The 23462-nt window shown below is 68.7% G+C and carries 25 protein-coding genes; 10 read left to right on the top strand and 15 right to left on the bottom strand.

The genetic code is table 11. The annotated features are described in order from the left end of the window. Window positions 1–1008, bottom strand: a 1008-nt coding sequence (locus tag FXF51_RS25835) for an IS630 family transposase (protein ID WP_148437231.1), incomplete at its 3' end; no start/stop codon positions are given. 651 nt (window positions 1009–1659) lie between these two features. Here FXF51_RS25835 and FXF51_RS61995 point away from each other — a divergent pair. From FXF51_RS61995 to FXF51_RS25820, 3 genes are all read left to right on the top strand, one after another. Next, on the top strand, window positions 1660–1923 hold the full coding sequence (locus tag FXF51_RS61995) for a transposase (RefSeq protein WP_222871452.1): 264 nt from the start codon (window positions 1660–1662) through the stop codon (window positions 1921–1923). Between the two features lie 529 nt (window positions 1924–2452). After that, a complete protein-coding gene (locus tag FXF51_RS25825) occupies window positions 2453–3040 on the top strand; it encodes an RNA polymerase sigma factor (RefSeq protein WP_148437230.1) in 588 nt (195 codons plus the stop codon). Then, on the top strand, window positions 3033–3776 hold the full coding sequence (locus tag FXF51_RS25820) for a hypothetical protein (RefSeq protein ID WP_148437229.1): 744 nt from the start codon (window positions 3033–3035) through the stop codon (window positions 3774–3776). Before FXF51_RS25825 ends, FXF51_RS25820 begins: the two co-directional genes overlap by 8 nt. A gap of 435 nt (window positions 3777–4211) precedes the next feature. Here the strand turns inward: FXF51_RS25820 and FXF51_RS25815 are convergent, their stop codons facing one another. Together FXF51_RS25815 and FXF51_RS25810 are read right to left on the bottom strand one after the other, a co-directional pair. Further along, entirely contained in the window at window positions 4212–4823 is a 612-nt protein-coding gene (locus FXF51_RS25815; protein WP_148437228.1) for a hypothetical protein, read from the bottom strand. Window positions 4824–5088: 265 nt separating this feature from the next. Further along, window positions 5089–6000 carry an LLM class flavin-dependent oxidoreductase gene (locus tag FXF51_RS25810; protein WP_262379838.1) on the bottom strand — a complete coding sequence of 304 codons (912 nt, stop codon included), beginning with the start codon at window positions 5998–6000 and terminating at the stop codon, window positions 5089–5091. A gap of 149 nt (window positions 6001–6149) precedes the next feature. Between FXF51_RS25810 and FXF51_RS25805 the strand changes: the two genes are divergently transcribed. Further along, complete coding sequence (locus tag FXF51_RS25805) at window positions 6150–6356, top strand: VOC family protein (RefSeq protein ID WP_187414565.1); 207 nt, start codon at window positions 6150–6152, stop codon at window positions 6354–6356. Here the strand turns inward: FXF51_RS25805 and FXF51_RS63805 are convergent. The 4 genes from FXF51_RS63805 to FXF51_RS25785 all read right to left on the bottom strand — a co-directional run bounded on the left by FXF51_RS63805 (window position 6353) and on the right by FXF51_RS25785 (window position 9133). Then, window positions 6353–6721, bottom strand: a complete 369-nt coding sequence (locus FXF51_RS63805) for an SDR family oxidoreductase (protein ID WP_148437227.1) — start codon at window positions 6719–6721, stop codon at window positions 6353–6355. The two genes, FXF51_RS25805 and FXF51_RS63805, sit on opposite strands and share 4 nt — an antisense overlap. Beyond that, the gene (locus FXF51_RS25795) at window positions 6687–7040 is read right to left on the bottom strand and encodes a nuclear transport factor 2 family protein (protein WP_148437226.1); all 354 of its coding nucleotides are present in this window, start codon (window positions 7038–7040) and stop codon (window positions 6687–6689) included. The genes FXF51_RS63805 and FXF51_RS25795 overlap by 35 nt, the downstream gene beginning before the upstream one ends. Window positions 7041–7518: 478 nt before the next feature. Continuing rightward, window positions 7519–7950: a nuclear transport factor 2 family protein gene (locus FXF51_RS25790; RefSeq protein ID WP_148437225.1), complete on the bottom strand. Its 432-nt coding sequence runs from the start codon at window positions 7948–7950 to the stop codon at window positions 7519–7521. A gap of 76 nt (window positions 7951–8026) precedes the next feature. Next, on the bottom strand, window positions 8027–9133 hold the full coding sequence (locus FXF51_RS25785) for an epoxide hydrolase family protein (protein WP_148437224.1): 1107 nt from the start codon (window positions 9131–9133) through the stop codon (window positions 8027–8029). A 114-nt stretch (window positions 9134–9247) separates the two neighbouring features. Here FXF51_RS25785 and FXF51_RS25780 point away from each other — a divergent pair, with 114 nt between their 5' ends. Beyond that, window positions 9248–9721: a MarR family winged helix-turn-helix transcriptional regulator gene (locus FXF51_RS25780; RefSeq protein WP_148437223.1), complete on the top strand. Its 474-nt coding sequence runs from the start codon at window positions 9248–9250 to the stop codon at window positions 9719–9721. Between the two features lie 981 nt (window positions 9722–10702). On the opposite strand, the gene FXF51_RS25775 is transcribed toward FXF51_RS25780, so the two are convergent. Then, complete coding sequence (locus FXF51_RS25775; RefSeq protein ID WP_187414564.1) at window positions 10703–12010, bottom strand: M23 family metallopeptidase; 1308 nt, start codon at window positions 12008–12010, stop codon at window positions 10703–10705. Window positions 12011–12421: 411 nt separating this feature from the next. Next, window positions 12422–12829 carry a MerR family transcriptional regulator gene (locus tag FXF51_RS25770; RefSeq protein WP_148437221.1) on the bottom strand — a complete coding sequence of 136 codons (408 nt, stop codon included), beginning with the start codon at window positions 12827–12829 and terminating at the stop codon, window positions 12422–12424. 49 nt (window positions 12830–12878) lie between these two features. Between FXF51_RS25770 and FXF51_RS25765 the strand changes: the two genes are divergently transcribed. Next, entirely contained in the window at window positions 12879–13766 is an 888-nt protein-coding gene (locus FXF51_RS25765; protein ID WP_148437220.1) for an NAD(P)-dependent oxidoreductase, read from the top strand. Between the two features lie 102 nt (window positions 13767–13868). Here FXF51_RS25765 and FXF51_RS25760 read toward each other — a convergent pair whose 3' ends face one another. The 3 genes from FXF51_RS25760 to FXF51_RS25750 form a co-directional block, all read right to left on the bottom strand. After that, complete coding sequence (locus tag FXF51_RS25760; RefSeq protein ID WP_148437219.1) at window positions 13869–14528, bottom strand: response regulator; 660 nt, start codon at window positions 14526–14528, stop codon at window positions 13869–13871. A gap of 40 nt (window positions 14529–14568) precedes the next feature. After that, window positions 14569–15762: a sensor histidine kinase gene (locus FXF51_RS25755; RefSeq protein WP_148437259.1), complete on the bottom strand. Its 1194-nt coding sequence runs from the start codon at window positions 15760–15762 to the stop codon at window positions 14569–14571. A gap of 98 nt (window positions 15763–15860) precedes the next feature. Further along, a complete protein-coding gene (locus FXF51_RS25750; RefSeq protein ID WP_148437218.1) occupies window positions 15861–16736 on the bottom strand; it encodes a CPBP family intramembrane glutamic endopeptidase in 876 nt (291 codons plus the stop codon). A gap of 213 nt (window positions 16737–16949) precedes the next feature. Between FXF51_RS25750 and FXF51_RS25745 the strand changes: the two genes are divergently transcribed. Beyond that, on the top strand, window positions 16950–18020 hold the full coding sequence (locus tag FXF51_RS25745) for a hypothetical protein (protein WP_148437217.1): 1071 nt from the start codon (window positions 16950–16952) through the stop codon (window positions 18018–18020). Here FXF51_RS25745 and FXF51_RS25740 read toward each other — a convergent pair. After that, on the bottom strand, window positions 18017–19432 hold the full coding sequence (locus FXF51_RS25740) for an FtsX-like permease family protein (protein WP_148437216.1): 1416 nt from the start codon (window positions 19430–19432) through the stop codon (window positions 18017–18019). The genes FXF51_RS25745 and FXF51_RS25740 overlap by 4 nt on opposite strands. Next, window positions 19432–20268 carry an ABC transporter ATP-binding protein gene (locus FXF51_RS25735; RefSeq protein WP_148437215.1) on the bottom strand — a complete coding sequence of 279 codons (837 nt, stop codon included), beginning with the start codon at window positions 20266–20268 and terminating at the stop codon, window positions 19432–19434. Before FXF51_RS25735 ends, FXF51_RS25740 begins: the two co-directional genes overlap by 1 nt. Before the next feature lie 59 nt (window positions 20269–20327). On the opposite strand from FXF51_RS25735, the gene FXF51_RS25730 reads away from it, so the two are divergent. After that, window positions 20328–20876, top strand: a complete 549-nt coding sequence (locus FXF51_RS25730) for a TetR/AcrR family transcriptional regulator (RefSeq protein WP_148437214.1) — start codon at window positions 20328–20330, stop codon at window positions 20874–20876. Between the two features lie 10 nt (window positions 20877–20886). On the opposite strand, the gene FXF51_RS25725 is transcribed toward FXF51_RS25730, so the two are convergent. After that, a complete protein-coding gene (locus tag FXF51_RS25725) occupies window positions 20887–21873 on the bottom strand; it encodes an ArsR/SmtB family transcription factor (RefSeq protein WP_148437213.1) in 987 nt (328 codons plus the stop codon). A 66-nt stretch (window positions 21874–21939) separates the two neighbouring features. Between FXF51_RS25725 and FXF51_RS25720 the strand changes: the two genes are divergently transcribed. Together FXF51_RS25720 and FXF51_RS60965 are read left to right on the top strand one after the other, a co-directional pair. Then, entirely contained in the window at window positions 21940–23187 is a 1248-nt protein-coding gene (locus FXF51_RS25720; RefSeq protein WP_148437212.1) for an MFS transporter, read from the top strand. Between the two features lie 68 nt (window positions 23188–23255). After that, on the top strand, window positions 23256–23417 hold the full coding sequence (locus FXF51_RS60965; protein WP_187414563.1) for a hypothetical protein: 162 nt from the start codon (window positions 23256–23258) through the stop codon (window positions 23415–23417). The last annotated feature ends 45 nt before the right edge of the window (window positions 23418–23462 follow it).

Genomic DNA, 23462 nt, shown 5'->3' with positions numbered 1-23462 from the left:
ATTCCGCTTGTAACCGGCGGGGAGCCAGGGACTGGCCTCGGGGATCGCGGCGGTCAGGAGCTGGTCGGGTGAGCGGGCGCGGAAGAAGGCGCGGATCTGTCTGAGGCGGCCGGGCCAGGTGACGGCGGTGTTGGCGATGAACGCCTTCAGTGCCGCCCAGACGCGTTCGACCGGGTTGTCGTGTGGGCTGTAGCGCGCTCCGTACAGCAGCTCCAGACGAGGATGCTCGGCCAGGTAGGCGGTGACGGCCTTGGCGTGGTGGATGCTGTCGTTATCGCAGATCACCACGACTGCCGGAGCGGCCGGGAACGCGGCCAGCACCAGATCGAGCAGGAGCAGGAAGTCGGCTGCGCGCCGGCGGCCCAGCCGATACACCCACTGCCCGGTGGTCATCTCCAGCGCACCCAGCACGGTGACCTGCCGGTTCTTGCCCGGCGTGGGAACCTCTGGGCGGTGCGTGCGCAACGTCCAGCTCGCCCGGACGTGCGGCAGCCAGTGCACGTGGGTCTTATCGGCGGCCCACACCATCGCCCCGCGCGGCAGCGCACGGAGCCGGGCGCTGACATCAAGGAGGATCCGCCAGCGGTCCGGGTCACCTTTGGCGATCAGCTTCGGCCGCCGCCAGATGGCCACCCGCCGATACAGGGTGCGCTTGCTCAAGGCGGGCCGGTTCAGCCGCCGCCACAACCTGGGGCTCGTCCACGGTCCCGGCCGGGCCAGCAGCGCGGCGATGCGCTGCACCAGCCGCCGGCCACCCCGCCGCGGACGTCCAGGACGGGGACGGTCGGCCAGGCCGGCGACTCCCAGCCGGTTGAAGCGCTCGATCCAGCGGCGCACCGTGCCCGGGTCGTAACCGAGCAGGTCAGCGATCTGTGCCGCCGGCAGCCCGTGCAGCGACAACAGCACCATCACCGCCCGCGGCGCCTGCCGCCAGCGACCGCGTAACTCCGCCTGCAAGTGCTCGATCGACGCGGCCGGAGCATTGGCGAACACGACAGGAGGGCGCATACTGACCACGACCTCGCCGGGGCCGGACGGATGGTTGAGCAACCTCGATCCAACCCCCGGCGGGGCCGTTCGACGCGCTGGACCCATGGAGCGGAAGCCGGCCGGCGGCGATCAGTGAACAGACGCGCGAGCACATCTGCCTGATCGCCCGGACGGTTCCCGCCGGATGGGGTATCTGCGGCCAGTCCACCTGGAGCCTGCGTACTCTGGCCGAGCACCTGGTCGCCCGCGGTGTGGTGGCCACGCTCAGTCGCGAGCACCTGCGGCGCATCCTCCGCAAGGACGGAGTGAGCTGGCAGACCACCACGACCTGGAAGGCGTCCAACGACCCCCAGTTCATCGCCAAGATGCAGCGCGTGCTGGAGCTATACGATTACCCGCCCACCGATGGGAGGGTGATCTGCGTTGATGAGTTCGGCCCGCTGAAACTGATGCCCCGCACGGGCAAACGGTGGCGACCGGCGAAAAGCCCGGTCCGGCTACGCGCCACCTACCACCGCTATCACGGCGTGATGCAGATGATCGCCGCACTCGACCTGGCCACCGGCCGGTTGTACTACCGCATCCGCCGGCGCAAGCGGTGGCGGGAGTTCTTGTCCTTTTATCGAGGCCCTGCGCTCGCGGTGGCCCGGCGGGAGGCTGTAAGTGATCATGGACAACTATACGCCGCACAAGCATCCTCAGGTCCGCTCCTGGGCCGCCGAGCACGACATCGAGCTGGTGTTCCTACCCACCTACGGCTCGTGGCTGAATTGGATCGAGTCCGAGTTCGCCGCGCTGCGCTACTACGCCCTCAACGGCACCGACCACCGCACCCACGAGGAGCAGAACGCGGCGATCGGCTACGTCCGCTGGCGTAACGCTAGTGCCCACCCCAAGACCAGCTTCGCTGCCAGCTCACCATCCGAAGCTTGACCAGTCACCCGGCCAAGGTTGCGTGACGGGCCACTAGGTCGCTCAGCCGCTCTTCCAAGGCCGCCACCTGCTCACGCAATGACTCAAGTTGTGCGCGGATCCGCAGCCGGCTGCTCCAGCAGGGATGCTTCGCCCAACGTCATGCCCGACCTCCCCGTACTGGCGCCGTGCGTAACCTGCAGAATCTGCAACTACAAAGAGTCACATAATGCATGCAAAACGTAACTGTAGATGGCTTCACGGCTCGCGTGAAGAGACACCTCTGCAATCGGTCCTTCCATCACCGAGCACAACCGTCCCTGTGCGACTACAGACCCGCTGGATGGCTCGACAACCACTCACTCTGCGCTGCCCTGTGTGCCGCCAGGCGTCATGGCATTGCTGACCTCAAAGACTGCAAGGTCCCTTCAGGGCCTCAGCAACGGCACCGACGATCAACCAGCAGCAGATGCCCGTGAACACTTAAGGCTCTTGTGACAAGACACAGATGACATCTCGAAGGGGGCCCAGTGCTGAAAATAGATCATCTATGGTGACCGACACGTCACCACTGGTGGTGGACTCCGAGATCATCACAAGTTCCCTCGATGATCCGGAGAAGTTCGCCGCCCTGTTCGACCGCTACGCCGCAACGCTTTACAGGTACATCTCCTTCCGGCTCGGCCCCGAACTCACCGAGGACCTCGTCGGAGAGACGTTCCTGATCGCCTTTCGCAGGCGCCACGCGTACGACATCTCCTACCGCGATGCGCGGCCCTGGCTGCTGGGCATCGCCACCAAGCTCATCACCGGCCACCGCCGGACCGAGGTCAGCCGCTACCGTGCGCTGGAGCGGCAGAGTCCAGCCGAGCCCATTGAGGGACCAGAAGAGGCGATCATTCGTGATCTGACCGCTCAAGGGTCGCGGACGGTCCTGCTGAACGCGCTCGCGCTGCTGTCGCGAGGCGACAGGGACGTCCTGCTCCTGGTCGCCTGGAGCGACATGACGTACGAGGAAGCGGCCCGCGCGCTCAACATTCCGGTCGGCACGGTCAAGTCACGACTCAATCGGGCCCGGCGCAAGGTCCGCCACACCCTGGGTGGAGTCAATCCGTTGGAGGAGCACGATCATGGATGAATTGAAGACGCTCATCAAGGAACTGGAGCATGAGCCGCCCCACTCCCTGGCCCGGCAACGAATCCGGCTCGCTGAGGAGGTGGCCGGGGCACCGCGCGATCGGCGCTGGAAGAGGTTGCTTCCGTTCGGTCGGCACACTCGGCCGCTCCTGAGCGGGCGGCGGCTCGCGATGGGCGCAGTTGTGGCGGCGGTCGTAGCGGCGGGCGTGGCCGTTCCTTCCCTGATCGGCTCCGCCGAGCCGGCGTACGCCCTGACGAAGAACCAGGACGGATCGATCAACCTCAAGATCTACGACTTCCGGGACCCCGAGCACCTTGAGAAGGAACTGGCAGATTGGGGTGTGCCGGCTGACATCACCTACCTGCCTCTCGGCAAGCGCTGCGGAAACACCCGGGCACCCTTCCTCAAGGGCGACGACTTCAGCGCGACCAAGGAAGAACTGTCGAGCAGCGATGCCGCCGCGCAGGCCAGGCTTCGGGAAAGACTGCAAAAGTCGATCTCTTACCAGGCGATTCGCCCGCAAGATGGCATCACCATCTACCCCCGCCACATCAAGCCGGGCCAGATCGCGATGATCGAGGTCATGGAGAATCCGGTCACGCCCACGGTAGAGCGTCCCGGGGTCGCCTGGCAGTTCAGCGGGCGGCTGACGACCGGGCCCATCGAGCCGTGCAAGGTCGTGGCGGACCCCTCGGCCAACGACATCGGCGACGCCACACCACCGCCCGGCAGTTGATTCACACCCCGCGCCGTGAGGTCCGGACAGAACTTGCCGGCGCGGGGAGTGTTGTCCGGGTACGGCCGTGGGCGGACGACCCGGCCAAGACACAAGCCGCACTGATTCCGCCCCACGGGTCACGCCCGGCTCAGGAAACGATCACTGGCCGTCCGGGAAGCGATCTTCCGGGCCCCACCTCCACCGCAGGTCATGCCTACTCGTGAACGCCCCACCCAGGGCCGTTCTTGAAACGGCCGGCGGGATCCCGTCTGATCGTTGCGATCGGGCGGGATCTTGTCGTTTCGGGGGGTTTGTGAATCGGGTTCGGAGTGGCGGAGCAGGTGCCTGGGTGCTGGTGGAGGAGCAAGTTCGCGTCGCTGGACATGCCGAGGTGTTGCGGCAAGGTGATCTGGCGTGCGGGTGACGGCCCACTGCGGTCGTGAGCGGGAGAGGTCAGCGGTGACGGTCCAAGAGGTCGAAGGCCTGAAGGACAAGGTTCGCCTCTTTCGCGACTCTGCTGTCGGAGTCCCTCTCGGCGACCTCCTGGACGATGAGGCGCAGTACGGGCCATTCCATGTACGCAGTGGCCCGCACCGCTGCGGCTCGCACCATCGGGTGCTCATGACGTACCGCTTCGTCGATCGCGGCGCCGAACCTCAACGACAACGTACCCAGATGGGTGTCATCGAGGGTGATCGGAGCACCGAGGCTCAGCCGGAAGAGAGCCTGCACCATCTCGTACGGAGTAGAAGCCGCCTTCACCGCTTCCAGAAGCTCGCGCTGGGTCCATGCGTCGAGCCGGGACTCGATCTGTCGCAGTGCCTCCGCCACCGGCTCTCGCGCGGATCCCAGAAGCTGACATAGAGCCTCGCCTGACGTCACATCCTCCACGTAGCGGAATGTTGTGTTGCCGTCGACAGCCCAGATGGCCTCGTACGTCTCGCCGTCCCCGCCACGAGCGGCCGACCGCGCCCAGCTTAGCTCGGCAGCTACGGCGTCGGCCTGCTGCTCGCCACGTTGACGCAGGACGAGCCGGATGCTCCGAAATACCTCAGCGGAGTGCATCGAGCTATCTCCAGATGTATGGACGGCGATCGAGATTGACCTGGCTGGCTGCTCGTTCATCATGGCGGGTGTCACGCTGTCGAGTGGAGGCGAATCAGGGAAGCGATCTTCGCCATGGTCGCTGTACTCCAGCTCAATCCCGCTCGTGAAACCCCACCCAGGGCCGTTCTTGAGGCGGCTGTATCGTTCAGGTACTTCCGGATCCGGTTCGTCGAAGGCATGCTGGTGGCTGCTTCGGCCAGCGTGGGGTTGGTGGGCAGCGCCATCAGGGTCGTCCGGGCGCAGACGTTCCCCGGCTACGGCTCAGCTGTGTTCTGGCCTCTGCGAGTGTTTCTGCCTGCCGAGTCCAGTTTCCGCCGTCCAGGCTGAGCCCGACCATGTCGGCTCCGGCCTCCGCATAGGCGTGGAGACGTTCCGCCACCTGCTCTGGGCCGCCGGTGACCGGTACGTCCGCGGCTTTCTCCGGCGCCATGCGATGCACGTTCACCAAGATGCGGGTGAAGGATTCAATGGCGGCCGGGTTGTGGACGAGAATCGCATGACCTCCTACGGAGATCGGCGGAACCGGGCGTCCGAGCTCATGGGCGATCTCACGTAGCCGTGCCGCCTTCTTGCTCAGAGCCGCAGGGCTGATCAAGGAGGGCGCCCAACCGTCACCGTGAAGGACTGCGCGGCGCATCGCCGCCTCGGAGTTCCCGCCGATGAGGATGGGCGGGACCGGGGCGGCGGGGCCGAGTGTGATCTCTTCCTCGCCCAGCTTGGTGGCCTCGCCGCGAATGAGGCCAGGCAATGCGCGCAGGGCCGCATCCGTCCAGCGTCCCCTGCCCTGAAGTGGCGCCCCGACCGCGCGCCAGAACGGCGAGCCCGGGAAACCCCCGATTCCGACGCCAAGGACGACTCGGTTGCCTGACAGATGCTGAAGGGTCTGCATCTGCGCAGCGACCCAGGCCGTAGGGTGCAGCGGGAGGCTGAGCACGCCGAACTCCAGCCCGATCTTGTCGGTCGCTGTTGCGGCGGCCGCCAGAACGAGGGTGGCGTCGAAGCTCGGCGTCCCGTCGCCCACGATGAAATCGGCCATGCTGACCGCGTCATAGCCGAGGTCCTCAAGGTGTCGCGCCATCGCGATGTCAGGCACGCCGGCCTGCGTCATGGGCAAGGTGGTGCTGATCCGCATCATGATCCTCCTGAGCGTTCGGGTCGGGATTGCGGCCCACGCTAGGAGCTCAAGTGGAGTTGAGGTCAACTGAGGAATCCTTGACTTGACCTCAGCCTTGGCTGAGCTTCTACGGTCTTCAGCAGTGAGCGCCTCTCGAAGGGAGCACTGTGATGGCATCCGTTCCCGAGTGCTACCGATACGCCGCTGTGCCGCACCTCATGGTGGACGGCGCCGCAGAGGCGATCCGGTTCTACGCTGAGGCATTCGGGGGCAAGGAGTCGTTTCGCCTTGCCCACCCGCAAGGCCGAATCGCGCATGCCGAGGTCAGCATTGAAGGCTCGACTATCGTGGTCGGGGACGCGGATGAACCCTTTTAAGGCTCCTGGCCTGGACGTGCACGGTGGCGACGAGATCCGCCTTGCCCACGTCCGCGAGCCACGGGTAGCAAAGCGATCGATGTCCCAGAGGTGGAAGTGGGTGTCGACGAAAGCGCTCGTGGCCTGAACTCGTACGCCGACAGACCGTCCGGGCTCATCGAGGTGAGCCCGCCGTCCACGGCGAGGTCGGCGCCAGTGACGAACGGGCCTCCGCCAGAGGCCAGGAAAGCGATGGCGGACGCGACCTCGTACGGTTCCGCGCAGCGCTCCATCGGACAGTAGCGCCCCCAGATCGGTTCCCACTTCTCCCGGTCCCCGTCCGCACCACGATCAAGGACCTCGGTCCAGATGTAACCAGGACTCACGCCAGTAAGCCGTCAGTGCGCCGATCTTGTCACCCTCGCGCCGCATGATGTTGACGCCGTCCAGCGGGACCACCTCGCCCGACGGCCCGGTGAACCGAGCGTGCCGCTCCAGGGCCGCGACGTCGTCGTCACCGTGAACCCGGCCAACCCTCACTTCGAGTCCGGGGTACGCGGCGGCGCTCCTGGCGTGGTACTCGCGGATCTGCTCACGGCCGGTGAGGGTCACTCCCGAGCCCTCCCAGACGGCGTCGTCGGTGAAGAACTCCAGGATCCGGTCGACATCGCGCGACTCTTCGGCACGCCAGAAGGCACGACCGATCTCTTGATGGTGGACGCGCTTTCTCCTCTTCTACGAAGGTTAAATCCTCGACTACCAGTAGCGCTGACCTGTGGTGACGACGCCGAGTTCGAAGACGTGCGAGCCGGGCCGCGTGAGGGACCTCTACGGGATCGGTGAGGGCGTCGGCGGAATTGACCGGTGTGGTGTTGTGCGGCTCGTCGGTGACACTGAAGTCGTCGTCACCTCTCAGACAGAGGGGGCCACACCATTTGGTACATGCTGAAGATACCGATCGGGTAGGCGGCGCCCAGGTAGGAGCTCGCCGGCACCCCGTCGAGCGTCACAATCCGCATCTTTCGGTTCCCGGACGTTTCCTCGTGAGAACCTTTGCAGGCGCTCAGGGCGGTCGGGAAAGCGCGCACAGGAGGCGCCAGCCCTACCGAAGACGCCTCCGGGCTGAGACGAGGAGGCGTCTTCGGTGACGGGGTGAGAACAGGTCGGCTTGTGTTGGCGTGACCTAGATGGCCCGGTCCAGGGCTTCGGTGACGGCGATCGGGGTGATTTCGAGGTGGTCGAAGCGCCAGCCGTCTTCGGTGCGGCGCGCTCCGTAGCGGATGATCCCGGCCGCGACGGCCGCCGTCTTGTCGTCGATGACATAGACGGCGACGTCGTGGGCCCGTACCGTGGCGGTCTCGCCGTCGACCTCGATGACGAGGTTGGTCTTGTTGTGCAAGGTGCGTGCGTACACGCGGTGCGCGCTTACAAGCTCGATGAGTTCCTTGATGCCGTGGGCCTCCCCACGGGGGGCCTTGACGACGACGTCCTCGGTGAAGAGCCGGTCGGTCTCGTCGTAGCGGAACTCGTCGACCCATAGGCTGTGACGGGCGACCAGGTCGGCCAGTTCGGCGCGGTCAGCGAGGGCGCGAATCAGGGTTTCAGTGGCGGTCATGATGATCTCCTCGTGGTTGGAGGCGGCCACTGGCTCGTCTGGCCGCCTCACGACCAGTTCTCAGTGGCACGAGCACCTAGCGGGAAGCGTCCTGGCGGTCGTGCTTGAGGCAGGTGAGGAAGAAGTCCCGGACGTCCTCGGCGAGCAGGTCGGGCACCTCCATCGCGGCGAAGTGGCCGCCGCGGTCGAACTCTGACCAGTGCTTGATGTCGTACAGTCGCTCGGCCAGCGGTCGTACTGACTGGGTGATGTCGTGTGGCAGCACCGCCACGCCGATCGGTACCGGGCATGGCTCGGTCCGCCGCGGGGTGTCGTGGTGCAGCCGTGCAGAGGAGGTTGCGGTGGCGGTCAGCCAATACAGCGAGATGTTGGTGAGCATCCGCTCGTCGCTGATCGGGGAGCGTGGATCGGTCCACTGTGCGAAGCGCTCGGCGATCCAGACGAGCTGGCCGACCGGCGAGTCGGTCAGGGCGTAGCCGATGGTCTGCGGGGTGAGGGCCTGCAGAGTCTGGTACGGCGGACGATTCGCCATGAGTTGCCTGACCTTGTCGAGGCGGGCTTCGTCCGTTGCGGACAGTTCGATGTCGGCGTCGGGAGCCGGCCGGGTCGGCAGGTAGTTGACGTGGACCCCGACGACCTGCTTGGGCGCCAGCGCGCCGAGTGCCAGGGAGATGCCCGCGCCGAAGTCGCCGCCCTGCGCGCCGTAGCGCTCGTAGCCGAGACGGCGCATCAGTTCGGCCCACGCGTGCGCGACCCGGACGATGTCCCAGCCACGCTCGTGGGTCGGCCCGGAGAAGCCATAGCCCGGGATGGACGGGATCACCAGGTGGAAGTCGTGCGACAGCGGTTCGATCATGTCGAGAAACTCCAGGAACGAGCCGGGCCAGCCGTGGGTGAGGATCAGCGCGAGCGCGTCCGGATTCGAAGACCGGACGTGGACGAAGTGGATGCTCTGTCCGTCGATCTCGGTGGTGAAGTGCGGAAGCTCGTTGAGCTTGGCCTCGTGCTCACGCCAGTCGTAGCCGGTGCGCCAGTGTTCGGCCAGTTCCTTGAGCCGTGCCAGCGGGAAGCCGTAGTCCCATCCGGCGTCGGCGACCTCGTTGGGCCAGCGGGTGCGGGCGAGCCGGTCGGTCAGGTCGTCGAGGTCGGCCTGGGGGATGTCGATGCGGAACGGCTTGATCATGATTTCGGCTCCAGGAAGGTTCATTTGGACGGCAAACATTTATGTCTCTATCGTTTGCTCTACTAACGATAACACCGATCATTAGGGCGTCAAACGATTTGTTAGACTTGTCGCATGGAGAACCCATCCGAGGAGACGCCCGCCAAGTGGGAGGGCCTGCCCAGCTGGCTGCTCGGCCAGGCCGCCAACCACGCGCACCGCTTGGTTGGCGATGGGTTCTCGTCCGTCGGCGCCCGCGGCTACCACTACCGCCTGCTGGCGACGCTGGAGGAGTCCGGCCCGGCCAGCCAGGCCGCGCTGGGCCGCCGTAGTGGCATCCATCTCAGCGACATGGTCGCGACGATCAACGAACTCGCCGATCGCGGGCTGGTCGAGCGCACCCCGGACTCCTTCGATCGGCGGCGCAACATCGTCTCGCTGACCTCAGCGGGCAAGCGGCAGCTGCGGCGACTGGAGAAGCGGCTGGCCGTAAGCCAGGACGAACTGCTGGCTCCGCTGTCACCCCAGGAGCGACAGCAGCTGACCGAGGTGCTGTCCCGACTGGTGGATCACCACAATCGGCGAATCGTCACTCCAGGCGGGCCGTAGCGCTGATGGGGACGCGCGGGTGATCAGAGGGCCCGTCCCGCGGCCTGACGAGGATCGGAGCTCGTCATCGTCCTTGGCCGCGTCCGTTTCGCGAAGGGCGCCGGCCGTCAGGCGAATGGTCGACGGCAGCGACGCCGCAGACGCCGTCGAATTTCCTCAGCACCGAGTCCGTTCCGTTCCACCTGCGGGAGGCCGACCAGCCCGCCGTCGGTCAGGCGCCCACTGCCCTACGCCCAAACCCCGATCGAGACGATCCGCAAGGCGAAGTTCACGCCGCGATCGCGAGCGAATCGATGACTACGGCCACCAGGCTGACATTCGCCCTACAGGGATTTCGCCCGGCGCTCATGGATTTATGGGGGCGGTTCGCGAGTTGATGTCCCTCTGATCGCTTGCGCTGCATGAGGAGGGCTGGTCACGGGCTCGTTGCCGGGTTACGGACGCGGCTGAGTGAACAATCCCGGCTCGGTCTCCACGAAAGTGCCGAGGGTGACCAGGGCGTTTGAGTTTGGCGCGGGTGTTCTCGATGTTCTTACGCTCCAGGGGCAGGTCCAGGGGCAGGCAGAGGTCGCGCGCTCGTGTGGGCTGGCCGGTGCTGGTCATGAGGGTGAGAATGTGCTGGTAGGCGGGGTGATCGGGAACCACGGGAGCCGGTGACGGCGGGGCGCCGGATCGGGGTCGGCGGCCAGGACGAGCAAGGTCTTGCGGGTGATCCGGAGATGATCGGTCCAGTGTGCTCACGCCGAGCGCGGGTGCATAGGCTCACAGACCACCCTCTGAGTCGCAGCCCGGTGTTCTGAGGTCTCGCGAAGTTGCGGTGCTGTGTCTTCCAATCCTGTGGGTGAAGTCGGCCTTTCTGAGGGCGGCGCCGAACGAGTTGCGGACGTTGTGCTGCCATTACGTCTCCAGGCCCTGACAAAAACGTCCGACCCCGCATGATGCCGGGGCCGGACGGTATGAGGGGACTTCTGTCAGGCGTGCTCAGCTCACGGTGGCGGGCTGGGCGGACAGGAGGGTCTGGGACCAGCCGGTGGCATCGACGGTGTCAGGGCCGGTGAGGTCGTTGTCCTGGCCGTCGTAGGGGTCGGCGTCGTGATAGCGGTGGAGGGAGCCGTTGGGGGCGTGGCCGTAGTAGACGCCTGCGCCGGGGGAGAGGAGGTGGTCGAAGCCTTGCCAGGTGGCGTCGCGGAGTTGGTGGCGTTGCCAGTTGCCGGCGCCGTTGATGCGGTAGGAGATGAGCTGGCCGCCGGCGGTGGTGCCGAGGAGCCAGTCGGCGCCGGTGGTGGTGAGAGTTTTGAGGGTGAAGCCGGTGCCGATCAGGGTGTTGTCGGTGATGTTGGTGAGTGCGGGCTTGGTCGCGGTGATGGTGTAGCGGCGGAGAGTGCCGTCGGCTATGCCGTAGAGGTGGCTTTTGCCGTCGTAGGCGAGATGGTCGTGGGTGTAGCCGGTGCCTAGCTGGACGGGGGGTTCGAATTCGAGGGTCTCGTTGTTGGTGCGGATGTCGACGCGGTAGAGCATGCCGCTGGAGTCGTTCTTGGTGACCAGGAGGGTGTTGAAGTTGAGGGTGGCGATGGCTTTGGGGGTGAAGCCGAGGGTGGCGGTGGATACGACTGCGCCGTGGGTGCGTTTGCCGGTGGCCGCGTCGATGGCGGTGTAGGTGAGGCGGCCGTCCGGGAGTACGCCGTAGATCGAGGCGCGGCCCTCGGGGGAGGGGGTGGCGCAGTTGCGGCTGGTGACGTTACGCCAGGTTCGGTTGTCCGACTGGCCGTAGGTGACGCCGTTGAAGGTGGGTCTGACCCGCTCCGAGCCCTCGAAGCCCCAGGAGGCCGAGCCGTCGCCGTTGGAGTCGTAGCCGAGCTCGAAGTGCAGGTGCGGGTGGCCGTTCGCGGTTTCGCCGTCCTTGCCGACCTTGCCGATCACCGTTCCGCGCTGCACCGTGTCGCCGACCGACACGTCTCGGGACTGCAGGTGGATGTAGGTGGTGAAGTAGCCGCCGCCGTGGTTGATCTGGATCATGTTGCCGGCGTTGGCGTGTCTTACGGACTTGTTCACCTTTCCCGCGGCGGGGGCGATGAGGGTCGCTCCTTCGGTGCCGTGCTGGTCGGGCTCCTTCACCATGTCCAGGGCGGGGGCGTGGGCCCAGGTGTCCAGGCGCCACTGCTGGCCGCAGGGGAAGGGGAGCTGGAGATCGGGGGCCGCCATCGCCTGGCTGGTCGTCGTGGTGGCGATGGTGAATGCGGCTACGAGTGTTGTGGTGAGAGCGGAGCGTAAGAGGGCGGATCGAGACACTGTTCCTCCTGGGCTTCGGGGCAAGAAGGAGAGCATTCGGGCGTCGGCCGGATGGGCGCGGACATGCGATTCATGAGGTCGGTGAATGCCCGGGTGTTGTGGCTTTTCCACGGGGGCGACCATAAGGAGCGGCGGTATATCGGCAGTATGTTGAAGGGGGCTGCCGTCGTTGGTGCGCCGATCGGGATGCGTGGCGTGCGGTGCCTTGGTGGCCGCCTGGAGGAGATGAGCGGTGCGAAAGGCTTCCCGCTCGATGACGCGAACGTCGGCCAGTTAGAGCCGGCTCCCCAACCCGCCGCCGGACGTTCGGTCGGGAAGATGGGCTGGAGCAGCGTGGCCGGCACGTTCGGCGGAGAGAACCGCTGGAGGTCTGGATGGAGTCGGCGAAATGAACTCCATGGCGTAGTCAGGTCAGGCGGGGATGGGCTCCTGGCTGGCATCGTCGAACGGGGGATAGTGCTCGCCGGCCATGCGTTCGGCCGCGTCGATGTAGTCCGCGAGGGCGACACGGGATCGGGCGAGCCGGTTCATCTGGTCGTCAAGGCGCTGCAGTCGTGACCGCATCGCGGCCAGCAGTTCGGGGCATCCCAGCAGTTCCGGGGTTTCTCCGACCGCGCAGGGCAGCAGGTAAGCGATGTCCTCGGAGGACAGGCCGGCGCCGAGGAGGTGCCGGATCTGCTTCACGCGCAGCACGGCGCTCTCGTCGTACTCGCGGTAACCGTTCGCCCCGCGTTCCGCGTTGAGCAGGCCCTGAGCCTCGTAATAGCGCAATTGGTGGGTGTTCACGCCCGTCCGGCGGCTCAGTTCTCCGATCAGCATCGCAACCTCACTTGACCTTCATACCGGTATCAACGTTGACGATGCTGCCATGAACAGCAAAAGCGATACACCTGTGGCGGTCATCGGCCTCGGACTGATGGGACGGGCGCTCGCCGCCGCGTTCCTGAAGGCAGGGCATCCGACGACCGTGTGGAATCGTACGGCCGCAAAGGCCGACCAGTTGGTGGCCGAGGGGGCCAGGCTGGCGCCGACCGTGGGGGAGGCGCTCAAGGCGGGTTCCGTGGTGATTGTCTGCGTCACCGATTACCAGGCCATGTACGAGCTGCTGGGTGAGAGCGAGGGCGGGCTGGACGGCGTGATGCTGATCAACCTGACCTCGGGCGACTCGGCCCAGGCGCGGGAGGCCGCCCGGTGGGCTGAGCGGCGCGGCGCCCGTTACCTGGACGGTGCCGTCATGGCCATTCCGTCGGCGATCGGGACCGCGGAGGCGGTGATTCTGCACAGCGGGCCTGAGTCGTACTTCGAAGGGCACGAGTCGACGCTCGGTGCGCTCGGCACCGTCACCTACCTGGGGGCCGATCCCGGGCTGGCGTCCCTGTACGACGTGGCGGGCCTGGCCATGATGTGGAGTGTGCTGAACGCGTGGCTCCAGGGCACGGCTCTGCTCAGGACTGCCGGTGTGGACGCCGTGACGTACGCGCCGTTCGCCCGGCAGATCGCCGCCGCAGTGGCCGAATGGTTGCCCGGGTACGCGGAGCAGATCGACGCGGGCGCCTTCCCGGCCGAGGTGTCGGCCTTGGAGACCGATGCGCGGGCGATGGCGCATCTGATCGAGGAGAGTGAGGCGGTGGGGGTCAATGCCGAACTGCCGAAGCTGATGAAGGCGATGGCTGATCGTGCGATCGCCGCCGGGCATGGTGGGGAGCAGTATCCGGTGCTGATCGGGGAATTCAGCAAACCCGGTCGTGACGACTGACGGTTGACGGGATCCCGTCCGATCTGGCCGGGTCGGACGGGGTTCGACGGGCGGACGATCGTGCCGGGTGAGTGAAGGCGGGCGTGGCCACGGGTCACGGCGTCAGGTGACCAGCCCCCGGCGGTAGGCGTACACCACCGCCTGCACCCGATCCCGCAGGTCGAGCTTGGTGAGGATGCGCGACACGTACGTCTTCACGGTCTCGTGGCTGATCACCAGCGTGGCGGCGATCTCGCTGTTGGACCGCCCATCGGCGATGAGGCGCAACACGTCCAGCTCGCGCGGCGTCAGTGTCACGTCGTCCGGGGTGTCACTGGCGGGGCGGATGCGTGAGGCGTACCGGCCGACGAGCTGCCGCGTCACCTCGGGGGCGAGCAGGGCGGCGCCGGTGGCGACGGTGCGGATGCCGTGCAGGAGCTGGGCCGGTGGCGCGTCCTTGAGGAGGAAGCCGCTCGCGCCGGCGCGCAGGGCCTCGTAGACGTACTCGTCCAGGTTGAACGTGGTCACGACGAGCACCTTGACGGGGTTGTCGACGCCGGCGCCGGCCAGCAGGCGGGTGGCCTCGATGCCGTCGAGCACCGGCATCCGCACGTCCATGACGACGATGTCCGGGTGCAAACGGCCGGCGAGGTCGATGGCGGCGCGGCCGTCGCCGCACTCGCCGACCACCTCCAGGTCGGGTTGCGCGTCGATGATCGTGGCGAAGCCGGTGCGGATGAGTGCCTGGTCGTCGCAGACCAGGACACGGATGGGGTCGTTCACGAAAGGGCTCCGGTGGGGGTGCGCGGTCCTGCGACGGCGTTCATGACGGGCTTCCCGCAGGGATGCGGGCCGTTACGAGGAAGCCGCCGCCCGCCTGCGTGGAGGCGCTGAACTCGCCGCCCAGCGCGTCCACGCGCTCGCGCAGGCCGGCCAGGCCGCGCCCGCTGCCGCCTGGGGAGGCGGCGCGGGAGCCGGAGCCGTCGTTGCCGACCTCCACGGTGATCTCCTTCTCGCCATAGCGCACCCGGACGGCGGTGGGGCTGCCGTGGGCGTGTTTGAGGGCGTTCGTCAGGGCTTCTTGAACGACCCGGTACGTGACGAACTCGGCGCTCCTGTAGGTGGCGGAGCCGGGCCGGGCCGGTGCGTCCTCCTCGGTGAGCTCCACGGGCTGGCCGGCCCGGCGGGTCTGCTCGACGAGGCCGTGCAGGTCGCCGGCGGACGGTGTCCTGGCGTCGCCGTCGTGGTCGGCCTTGAGCAGGTCGAGCATGTGGCGCAGGTCGGCGATGGCGCGGCGGCCGGTGTCGGTGACGGCGGTCAGGGTCTCCTCCAGGCGGTCGGGGGCGGCGGTCAGGTAGCGGGCCGCCTCGGCCTGCACGACCATCGCCGTCACGTGGTGGGTCACGACGTCGTGCAGCTCGCGGGCGATGCGGGTGCGTTCGGCGGCGCGGGTGGCCTCGGCGACGCGCAGGCGGCGCTCGGCCTCGGCGGCGCGGGTGGAGCGCAGCCAGACGCCGACGCCCCAGGCCGCGGCGAGCGCCAGGTAGAACACCACGTACCCCTCCGGCTGCTCGGGCGCGCCGAGCAGGTTGAGCCTGATGGCGAGCGCCAGGTACGCGGCGGACAGGAGTACGACGGCGACGCGCCGGTGGTGCCTCAGGTGGGCGCCCGCGCTGATGAGCGCGAGGGGCATCGCGTTGCTGGCGAGCACGTGGTACACGAGGAGCTGGTCGAACAAGAAGCCGGACGACACGAGGGCGAGGCTGACGGCCGGCCAGCGGCGGCGTACGGCGAGGGGGAGGGTCTGGAGGGCGATCGCCACGTACGCCAGCTCGTCGAAGGGGGTGACCGGCAGGTCGCCGACCTGCGTGCCCTTGCCGTGGAGCGCCGGAAGGAGGGACGCGGCGGCCAGCGCCAGCCCGAACGGTAAGTCCCGCACCGTGACGTCCCAGCGCTGCCATCGGTGCGTGAGGCGGTGGAGCTTGAGGGCGTCCCAGCGCCGCCACAGGTTCGTCATGTGGCGGAGCTCGGTGAAGTTCCAGCGCCGAGGCCCCCTGGTCCGGCGGAGCTCGGTGAAGTTCCAGCGCCGCAGCCCCCTGGTCCGGCGGAGCTCGATCATGAGGCGAGCGTAGCGGCCGGGCGGCGGCGGAGCGGGATCAGGTTGCCGCGCCTGCGGGCCAGCCACAGGAACACGACGGTCAGGACCAGCCCGAACACCACCGCGTACGCGCTGCCCTCAGGCCCGAACTCGCCGCCGGTGAGCAGGGTGGGGCCGGACGTCACGCCGTTCAGCAGCCCCTGCGCCGTGCCGCCGCCGGAGACCTCGGTGCCGAAGATGCCGGCGGCGGCGAAGTTCCAGCCGAAGTGCAGGCCCATCGGCAGCCACAGGGTGCGGGTGGCGGCGTAGGCGGCGGCCAGCATGCCGCCCGCCTCGATCGCGATGGCGAGCGCGCCCCACAGGGTGGCGTGCGGGTTGAACAGGTGCGACAGGCCGAACAGCAGCCCGGTCAGCACCAGCGCCGGGTACGTCCCGGTGCGTTGCTCGACGAAACGGAACAGGATGCCGCGGAACAGCAGCTCCTCCGTCACCGCGGCGGCGGCCATGAACCCGACGAGCCCGGCCGCCGCCGTCAGCGAGCCGAGGCCGTCGATGCGGTAGCCGCCGAGGAAGGCGATGTTCAGGATGACGGCGGCGAACATCCCGGTGCCGATCAGCAGGCCACGGCCGAAGGCGCGGGTGGCGCCCTTCGCGGCCAGCTCGGGGGGCAGTTCGCGGCGCGCCCACCCGCGTACCATCCCGCCGGTGGCGTCCGGCGGGGTCTCTTCGGCGGTCCCGCGGCGTGCCACCCGCGCGTACACGAACACCGCGAGTGCGGCCGTGGCGACGCCGAGGATCAGGACGAGCAGCTGGTTCCCCTGCACGGCCTGGACGCCCAGGCTGCCGAGGAAAGCGACCGCGGCCACGGCCACGAGCTGCATCAACAGTCGCATGAAGACTCCCTTACGAGGCTCCGCGACCGGAATGCCGCGGTTACCCCGGAAACGTTAGGGATCGGGCGGCGGGGAATCGTCACCACGCGGTGGACATCCGCCGGTAGCTCGCACGGGGGACAGCGGCTTTGGCCATTTGTCCACCAGCCGCCCGCGTATGACCACGGACGCCGCCCCATGGCAGGTCAACACGCCGGGCGATAAGCAGCAGGCATGCACACGTACTCACGGCGCCGATTCGCCGTCACCACTTTGGCATGCGCCCTGGCCCTCGCCGGCAGCACGGCGATCCCCGCTGAGGCGGGCGTGCAGACGCGGGGCGAGCAGGTTCTGGACAGGGCCAGGAAGAACTATCTCGGGCCGGACGCGAGCGTCAAGGCCGACCTCGACGTGCTCAGGAACGCGCTGAGCGAGGTGAAGAAGGGCAAGAGCGTGACGTTCAACGCGAACGCGGGCCGGACGCGGATCACGCACGCCCTGGGCGTTCTCGGCAGGGCGCCGGAGGCGGCCCTGGAGCGGTGGGCGGGCCTGGTGGCCGACCGGGCCAGGGCCGGGAGCGCGGCGTACCTGGCCAGGGAGCGGCAGCTCTTCGCCCTGTTCACCACGCCCCTGGCCGAGCTGACCAGGAAGTATCCGAACTCGCAGGCCAAGTACTGGCTGAAGAACACCCCGCCGCAGGTGCTCGACGTGGTCTTCACCGCCGCCACGCCCGATCTGCCGGTGGACCAGCTCTACACCTACGCCTACCTGGAAGGGCTGGTCGACTACGTGCGCGACCTGATCGGGTTGCGCAAGAACAGCGGCGACCCGACGGACGCGCAGCTCAGGAGCGTCCCCACGACCAGCCCGATCTTCGGCTACGACTACCTCGGCACCGACCGCTTCTTCCTCGACATGGACGCCACCAGGGTGCCCGGCAGGAACTTCCTGCCCTACGACCCGAAGCGGATCGGCCTCGACACGAGACGCAACGAGAAGGGCACCCTGGTGGAGTCGGCACTGTTCCCCAACCTGACGATGGGGCTGCAGGGTGAGGCCGCCATGCTGAAGCGGCGCCGCGCGCTGTTCCTGGCCGACGTCAAGGCCTACGGGTACGCCGCGCCCACCCGGGACGAGCTGGTCTACTGGACCTACGTGTACTACAACGTGGGGGAGTTCAACGGGCAGCTCAAGAAGTACGCGGGCAAGCGGGCGCTGGGCGACTGGATCGCGAAGAAGGAGTACCCCAACTCGATCAAGGCGCTGGAGAGCTGGCGCATGCTCAGGGACATGAAGATCTTCTAAGCCGCCGTACGGATGACGCGCCGCCCCACCAGCGACGAGACGCCGAGCGTCACCCCGACCCCGATGGCGATCGTGACCGCGTAGGGCAGGGGCGCCGCCGCCTGCAGAGGGTCGCCGGTCTTGACGACGGCGAACGGCAGGACGGCGAAGAACGCGCCCACACTGCCGGCCACGACGCTGACGGCCGTGGCCGCGCCGATCTCCCGGACGAGCATGCGGTGCGTCTGGCCGCCCGTCGAGCCGATCAGGGACATGACGGCGAACTCGGCGCGGCGCCGGGCGATGGAGGCGACCAGGTTGTTGCTCAGCGCGATGGCCATGAACGCGGCGATCAACGCCACCACGAAGTAGTTGATCGAGGCGAGGACCTGGCCGGTGCTGCCCGCCGTGCCCGAGGCGTTCTCGATGCCCTGCATGCTGAGCGTGCCCGCCGCCACGCCGACGAAGAGGGTGAGGAAGGTGACGGTGGGCCGCACCCGGTCGGGGGCGGCGGACAGGTTGATCGCGGCCAGGTGGGCGGGGGCGGTGCGGTGGGCCGGGCGCAGGGCTCTGAGCACGAGGTTCACCAGGGCGATGAGCTCGGGGGCGAGCACGCAGAGGCCGGCGGCGACGAGCACGCAGCCGGGCCCGGTCATCGCCGTGGTGAGGATGTCGGCCGGGTCCATGCCGAACACCGCCGCCGAGGAGGCCAGACCCGCCCCGATCATGAGCGTCGCGGCCACGCGCCGCCCCCGGCCGGGCCGCCGTTCCGTACGAGATCGGGGTGGCGGTTCTGTACGGGACGTACGGCGTGGCGGTTCTGTACGGGACGTACGGCGTCGCGGGCCTGTACGGGACGTGCGGCGTGGCGGCGGTGGGGCCGCGTCGGCGACCGGGCTGCGGCCAGCCGGGGAGCGGCTGCCGATCCAGGCGGCCAGCACGCTCGCGGCCAGCACGACGAGCACGCCGAGGACCGGGAGGAGCACGCCGGGCGCGTAGGCCGAGGCCGCGCTGGTGAGCCCGGCGGCGTGGAGGCCGCGGGTGATGACCCAGCCGACGAGGTGGCCGCCGGCCAGGCCAGGGAGCGCCATGACGGCCGTGACGGCGGCGGTCTCGACGACGAGCATCCCCTGCACCTGCCGTGGGGTCGCGCCGACGAGGCGGATGCCGGCGATCTCCCCGGCCCGGCCGCCGAGGGCGACGCCGATCGTCGAGACCATGGCGAACAGGACGATCGCCACCGTCCAGCCGCCCATGATGAGCGGGAACTGCACGAGGAACGTGCGGTCGGCGGCGGCCGTGCTCGTGGCCAGGCCGGTGCCGAGCAGGCTCATCATGCCCGTGATCAGCATCGTGCCGACGAGCGCCACCAGGCCTGTCGCGATCGCGGCGGTGCGGTGGTGCGCGAAGGAGCGCAGGGCGATCTTCAGCATCAGGCCGTCACCGCCCCGTCCGCGGCCGGCCCGGCCGATTGCGCCATCGCCCCGTTCGCGGCCGGCCCGGCCGATCCCGCCATCGCCCCGTTCGCCGCCTGCTCCGCCGACTCGACGAGGACGGCCATTCGTCCGGCGACCTGCTGTGCGGTGGGACGCGGCAGCCGGTCCACGATCCGGCCGTCGGCGAGGAAGAGCACGGCGTCGGAGTAGGAGGCGGCGACCGGGTCGTGCGTCACCATGATGATCGTCTGGCCGTTGTCGGCCAGCCCGCGCATCAGCCGCAGGACCTCCCTGGCGCTGCGGATGTCGAGGGCGCCGGTGGGCTCGTCGGCGAAGACGATCTCCGGGTCGGTGATCAGCGCCCGCGCGACCGCGACCCGCTGCTTCTGGCCGCCGGAGAGCTGGTCGGGACGGTGGCCGCCGCGGTCGCCGAGCCCGACCCTGGCCAGCAGCTCGGCCGTGCGCGCCGGCTGCGTCCTGCGGGAGTCGAGGCGCAGGGGCAGCTCGACGTTGTCGACGGCCGAGAGCGCCGGCAGGAGGTTGAACGACTGGAAGACGAAGCCGACGCGGCGTCGGCGGAGCTGTGCGAGCCGGGTCTGGTCGAGCCCGCGCAGGTCCTGCCCGTCCAGCTCGACGGTGCCGGACGTGGGCCGCTGCAGCCCGGCGGCGCAGTGCAGGAGGGTCGTCTTGCCTGAGCCCGACGGACCCATGATCGCGATGAAGGACGAGCGCGGGACGTCGAGGTCGATGCCGCGCAGGGCGTGGACGGGACCGGCCTCGCCCGGGTACTCGCAGCGCAGGTCACGGATGCGCAGGACGGGTGGTGCGTACATGAGAACTCCATGAATAAACGTTTATTTCAAACGAACGTTTATTTGATACGGTAGGCCATATGAGTGCGAAGGACAAGCTGCTGCTGGCGGCGCGGGACTGCCTGCTGACGAAGGGGTACGCGCACACCACCGTCCGCGACCTGGTCGCGGCGTCGGGGGCGAACCAGGCGTCGATCAACTACCACTTCGGGTCCAAGGAGCAACTGCTCACCAAGGCCCTGCGTGACCTCAACACGGAGTGGGGGGAGCTGCTGTTCGCGGTGCTCGACGGGACGTCGGGCGAGCCCGAGGACCAGGAGGCGCTGTGGGGGCGGATCATCGAGTCGATCCAGGCCAACCGGGCGCTGTGGTTCGTGAACTTCGAGTCCGTCGCGTCCGCGCGGGAGGACGGCGAGATCAGGGCGATGATCGCGAGCGGGCAGGAGGTGGCGCGGGCGTCGCTCGCGCGGGCCTTCGCCGGGCTCGGGGAGGACGGCGATGCGCGCGAGGTCCAGGCGGCCGGGTCGCACTACCTGGCGCTGCTCATCGGGCTCGCCGCGCAGTGGCTCTCCGACCCCGAAAGAGCCCCGACGGCCAAGGAGTTCGTGGCCTTCCGCCGCCGCTCGTAGCAGCCCGCCTTCAGCCGTCCCCGATGAGGGCCGTGCCGAGGGCGGTCGTCAGGTAGAGGACCGTGCGCCCGGAGCGTTCGCGGGCGACGAGCCCGCTCTCGCGCAGCACCCGCAGATGCTGCGAGACCGCGCTGGGCGTCACGCCGAGCGCGCGGGCCAGATCCGTCGTCGTCGCGGGCGACCGCAGAGCCTCCAGCAGCCCGGCCCGCACCCGGCCGAGCAGCCGCACCGCGCTGCCCGCCGGGGCCCGCGCCCCGGCGGTCCACAACGTCCCGACGCCGCGCGCCGGGTAGCGCACGGTGGTCTGCGTGGAGGTCCGCTTCTTGATCAGCACGTACGGAGTGCCGAGGGCGACCGGCATCAGCACCAGCCCGCCGGGCCCGAGCTCCACCACCTGTTCGGCCCGCTCATACGCTTCGACCAGCCGCAGCCGGCCATCGCTCCACCGCACATCCGGGTGCAAGCTGGAGAACAGTCGCCGGGCGCCGCCGGCGGCCATCTGCTTGGCGCGATAGGCCACGTCCGCGTCGAGCACGGCTCTGATCCGAGGCCAGTGCGGCGCGATGAGCCGGTCGTGGGCGGCTCGCAGTTCCGTGGTGATCACGCGTAGCCCTGTTGCCGGATCTTCGGCGAGGTCGGCGGCCGGCCCGCGAAGCTCGTCGCCGAACACGCGCTGGAGGCTGGTCCGTACCTGGGAAGCGGGCGTGCTCCGCACCGCGGCGAGGTCGTCGTCGATGGACCCACCCGTGCCGGGCGGGGCGGGCACGAGGAACCCCGGCCAGCTCGGCCGGTCGTGCACGATCAGCGGCCAGGTGAAGGAGAGATCGAGCGGACGCCGGGCCAGCTCGTCCGCCGCCCACCGCAGCCACCGCAGGTTGACCGGCTGCCGATCGCGATCACCGAGCTGCTGCAGGGCGGACACGGTCTCCGACAGCGGCGAGATCGCGAACCGGGTCGCCGCCAGCTCGGCCACGCCCAGATCGACCGTGAGAGCCATCCGCCGATTATGTAGCCCAGCCCTACATGCTGTCGCCCCGGACGACCCGCGCCGGAAGATCGCGGCATGACGCAGAGCGAGGCCGCACCGCGCCTGTCCCGGGGTTACTGGCGGCTGTGGTGGGCGACGGGGATCAGCAGCGTCGGCGACGGGGCGTTCACGGCGGCGATCCCGCTGCTGGCCGTCACGCTCACGCATGACGCGCGGCTGGTGTCGGTCGTGTCCGCGGCGACGTTCCTGCCGTGGCTGCTGCTGTCGCTGCCCGCCGGCGCGCTCGTCGACCGGTACGACCGGGTGGCCCTCATGCGGCGGTCGCAGGTGCTGCAGGCGGTGATCGTGGCCGCCATCGCGGTACTCGCCGCCTTCGATGCGATCGGCATCCCGGCGCTGGCGGTGCTGGCGTTCGGGCTGGGGGCGTGCACGGTCGTCTTCTCCAACGCCGCGCAGGCCGTGCTGCCGGACCTGGTCGCCAAGCCGCTGCTGCACCGGGCGAACGGCCACCAGCAGGTGATCACCACGGTCGGCCTGCAGTTCGCCGGGCCTCCCGTCGGGGGGCTGCTCTTCGCGGTCGCGGTGGCGCTGCCGTTCGGGCTGGACGCCGCCTCGTTCGCCGTGTCCGCCGTGCTGCTCGGGACGTTGCCGGGGCGCGGGCGCGCGCTCGGCGGGCATCCGCCGATGCGCACGGCGATCGCGGACGGGTTGCGCTGGCTGGCCCGGCACCGCCTGCTGCGCACCCTCGCGCTGCTGCTCGGCGTCAACACCTTCTGCTGGCAGCTCGGCAACGTGTCGCTGGTCCTGCTGGCCACCCAGGAGCTGCGCCTCGACGCGCCCGGCTACGGCCTGCTGCTCGCCGGGGCCGCCGTCGGCAGCCTGCTCGGCGGGCTGCTCGGCGCGCCCGTCGTCGAACGGATGGGCGCGCTGCCCGCCCTGATCGCCGCGCTCGTCACGAACGTCGTCACGTTCGTCGGGATCGGCCTGAGCCCGAACGCGATCGTGCTCGGCGCCCTGCTGGCCGTCACCGGTTTCGTCACCACGCTGTGGAACGTCGTGACCGTCAGCCTGAGGCAGCAGCTCGTGCCGTCCGGGCTGCTCGGCAGGGTGAACAGCGTGTACCGGATGCTCGGCTGGGGGCTGATGCCGCTCGGGGCGCTGGCCGGCGGGGTGGTGGCGCACACGTTCGGGGTGCACGCGCCGTACCCCGTCGCGGGCGCGCTGCGCGGGATCTTCCTGGTGATCGCCATGCCCGTGCTGATCCGGGCGATGCGCGCCGATGATCTCCAAGCCACTCACAAGCCGGATCCAAACACCGGCTGATGAGCTTCATCCCACGAGCCGGGACCCCGCGCGGGGTCACGGCTCGCCCACGGAAAGGGAGGGAAGAAATGACTAAGAAGATCGTGAACCTGGACGATCTCAGCAACGAACTGCCGGTGATCGACGAGGCGGACCTCGGTCTGGTCTCCGGTGGCGCGCGCATGGAGCGCTGCTACCACACGAACGGCACCGAGGGCAGGCCGTCCGACGGCTGGGTGTCCGACTACTAAAGAACGCTCAGGGCCGCGTGGGAGGAGCCGCGCGCTTCTCCCACG

Origin of the sequence: Nonomuraea sp. PA05, from assembly GCF_008086045.1 — a bacterium.
Taxonomy (GTDB): Bacteria; Actinomycetota; Actinomycetes; order Streptosporangiales; family Streptosporangiaceae; genus Nonomuraea; species Nonomuraea monospora.
Note: the sequence above shows the minus strand (reverse complement) of the source record. Positions and strands in the feature narration are given on the sequence as shown.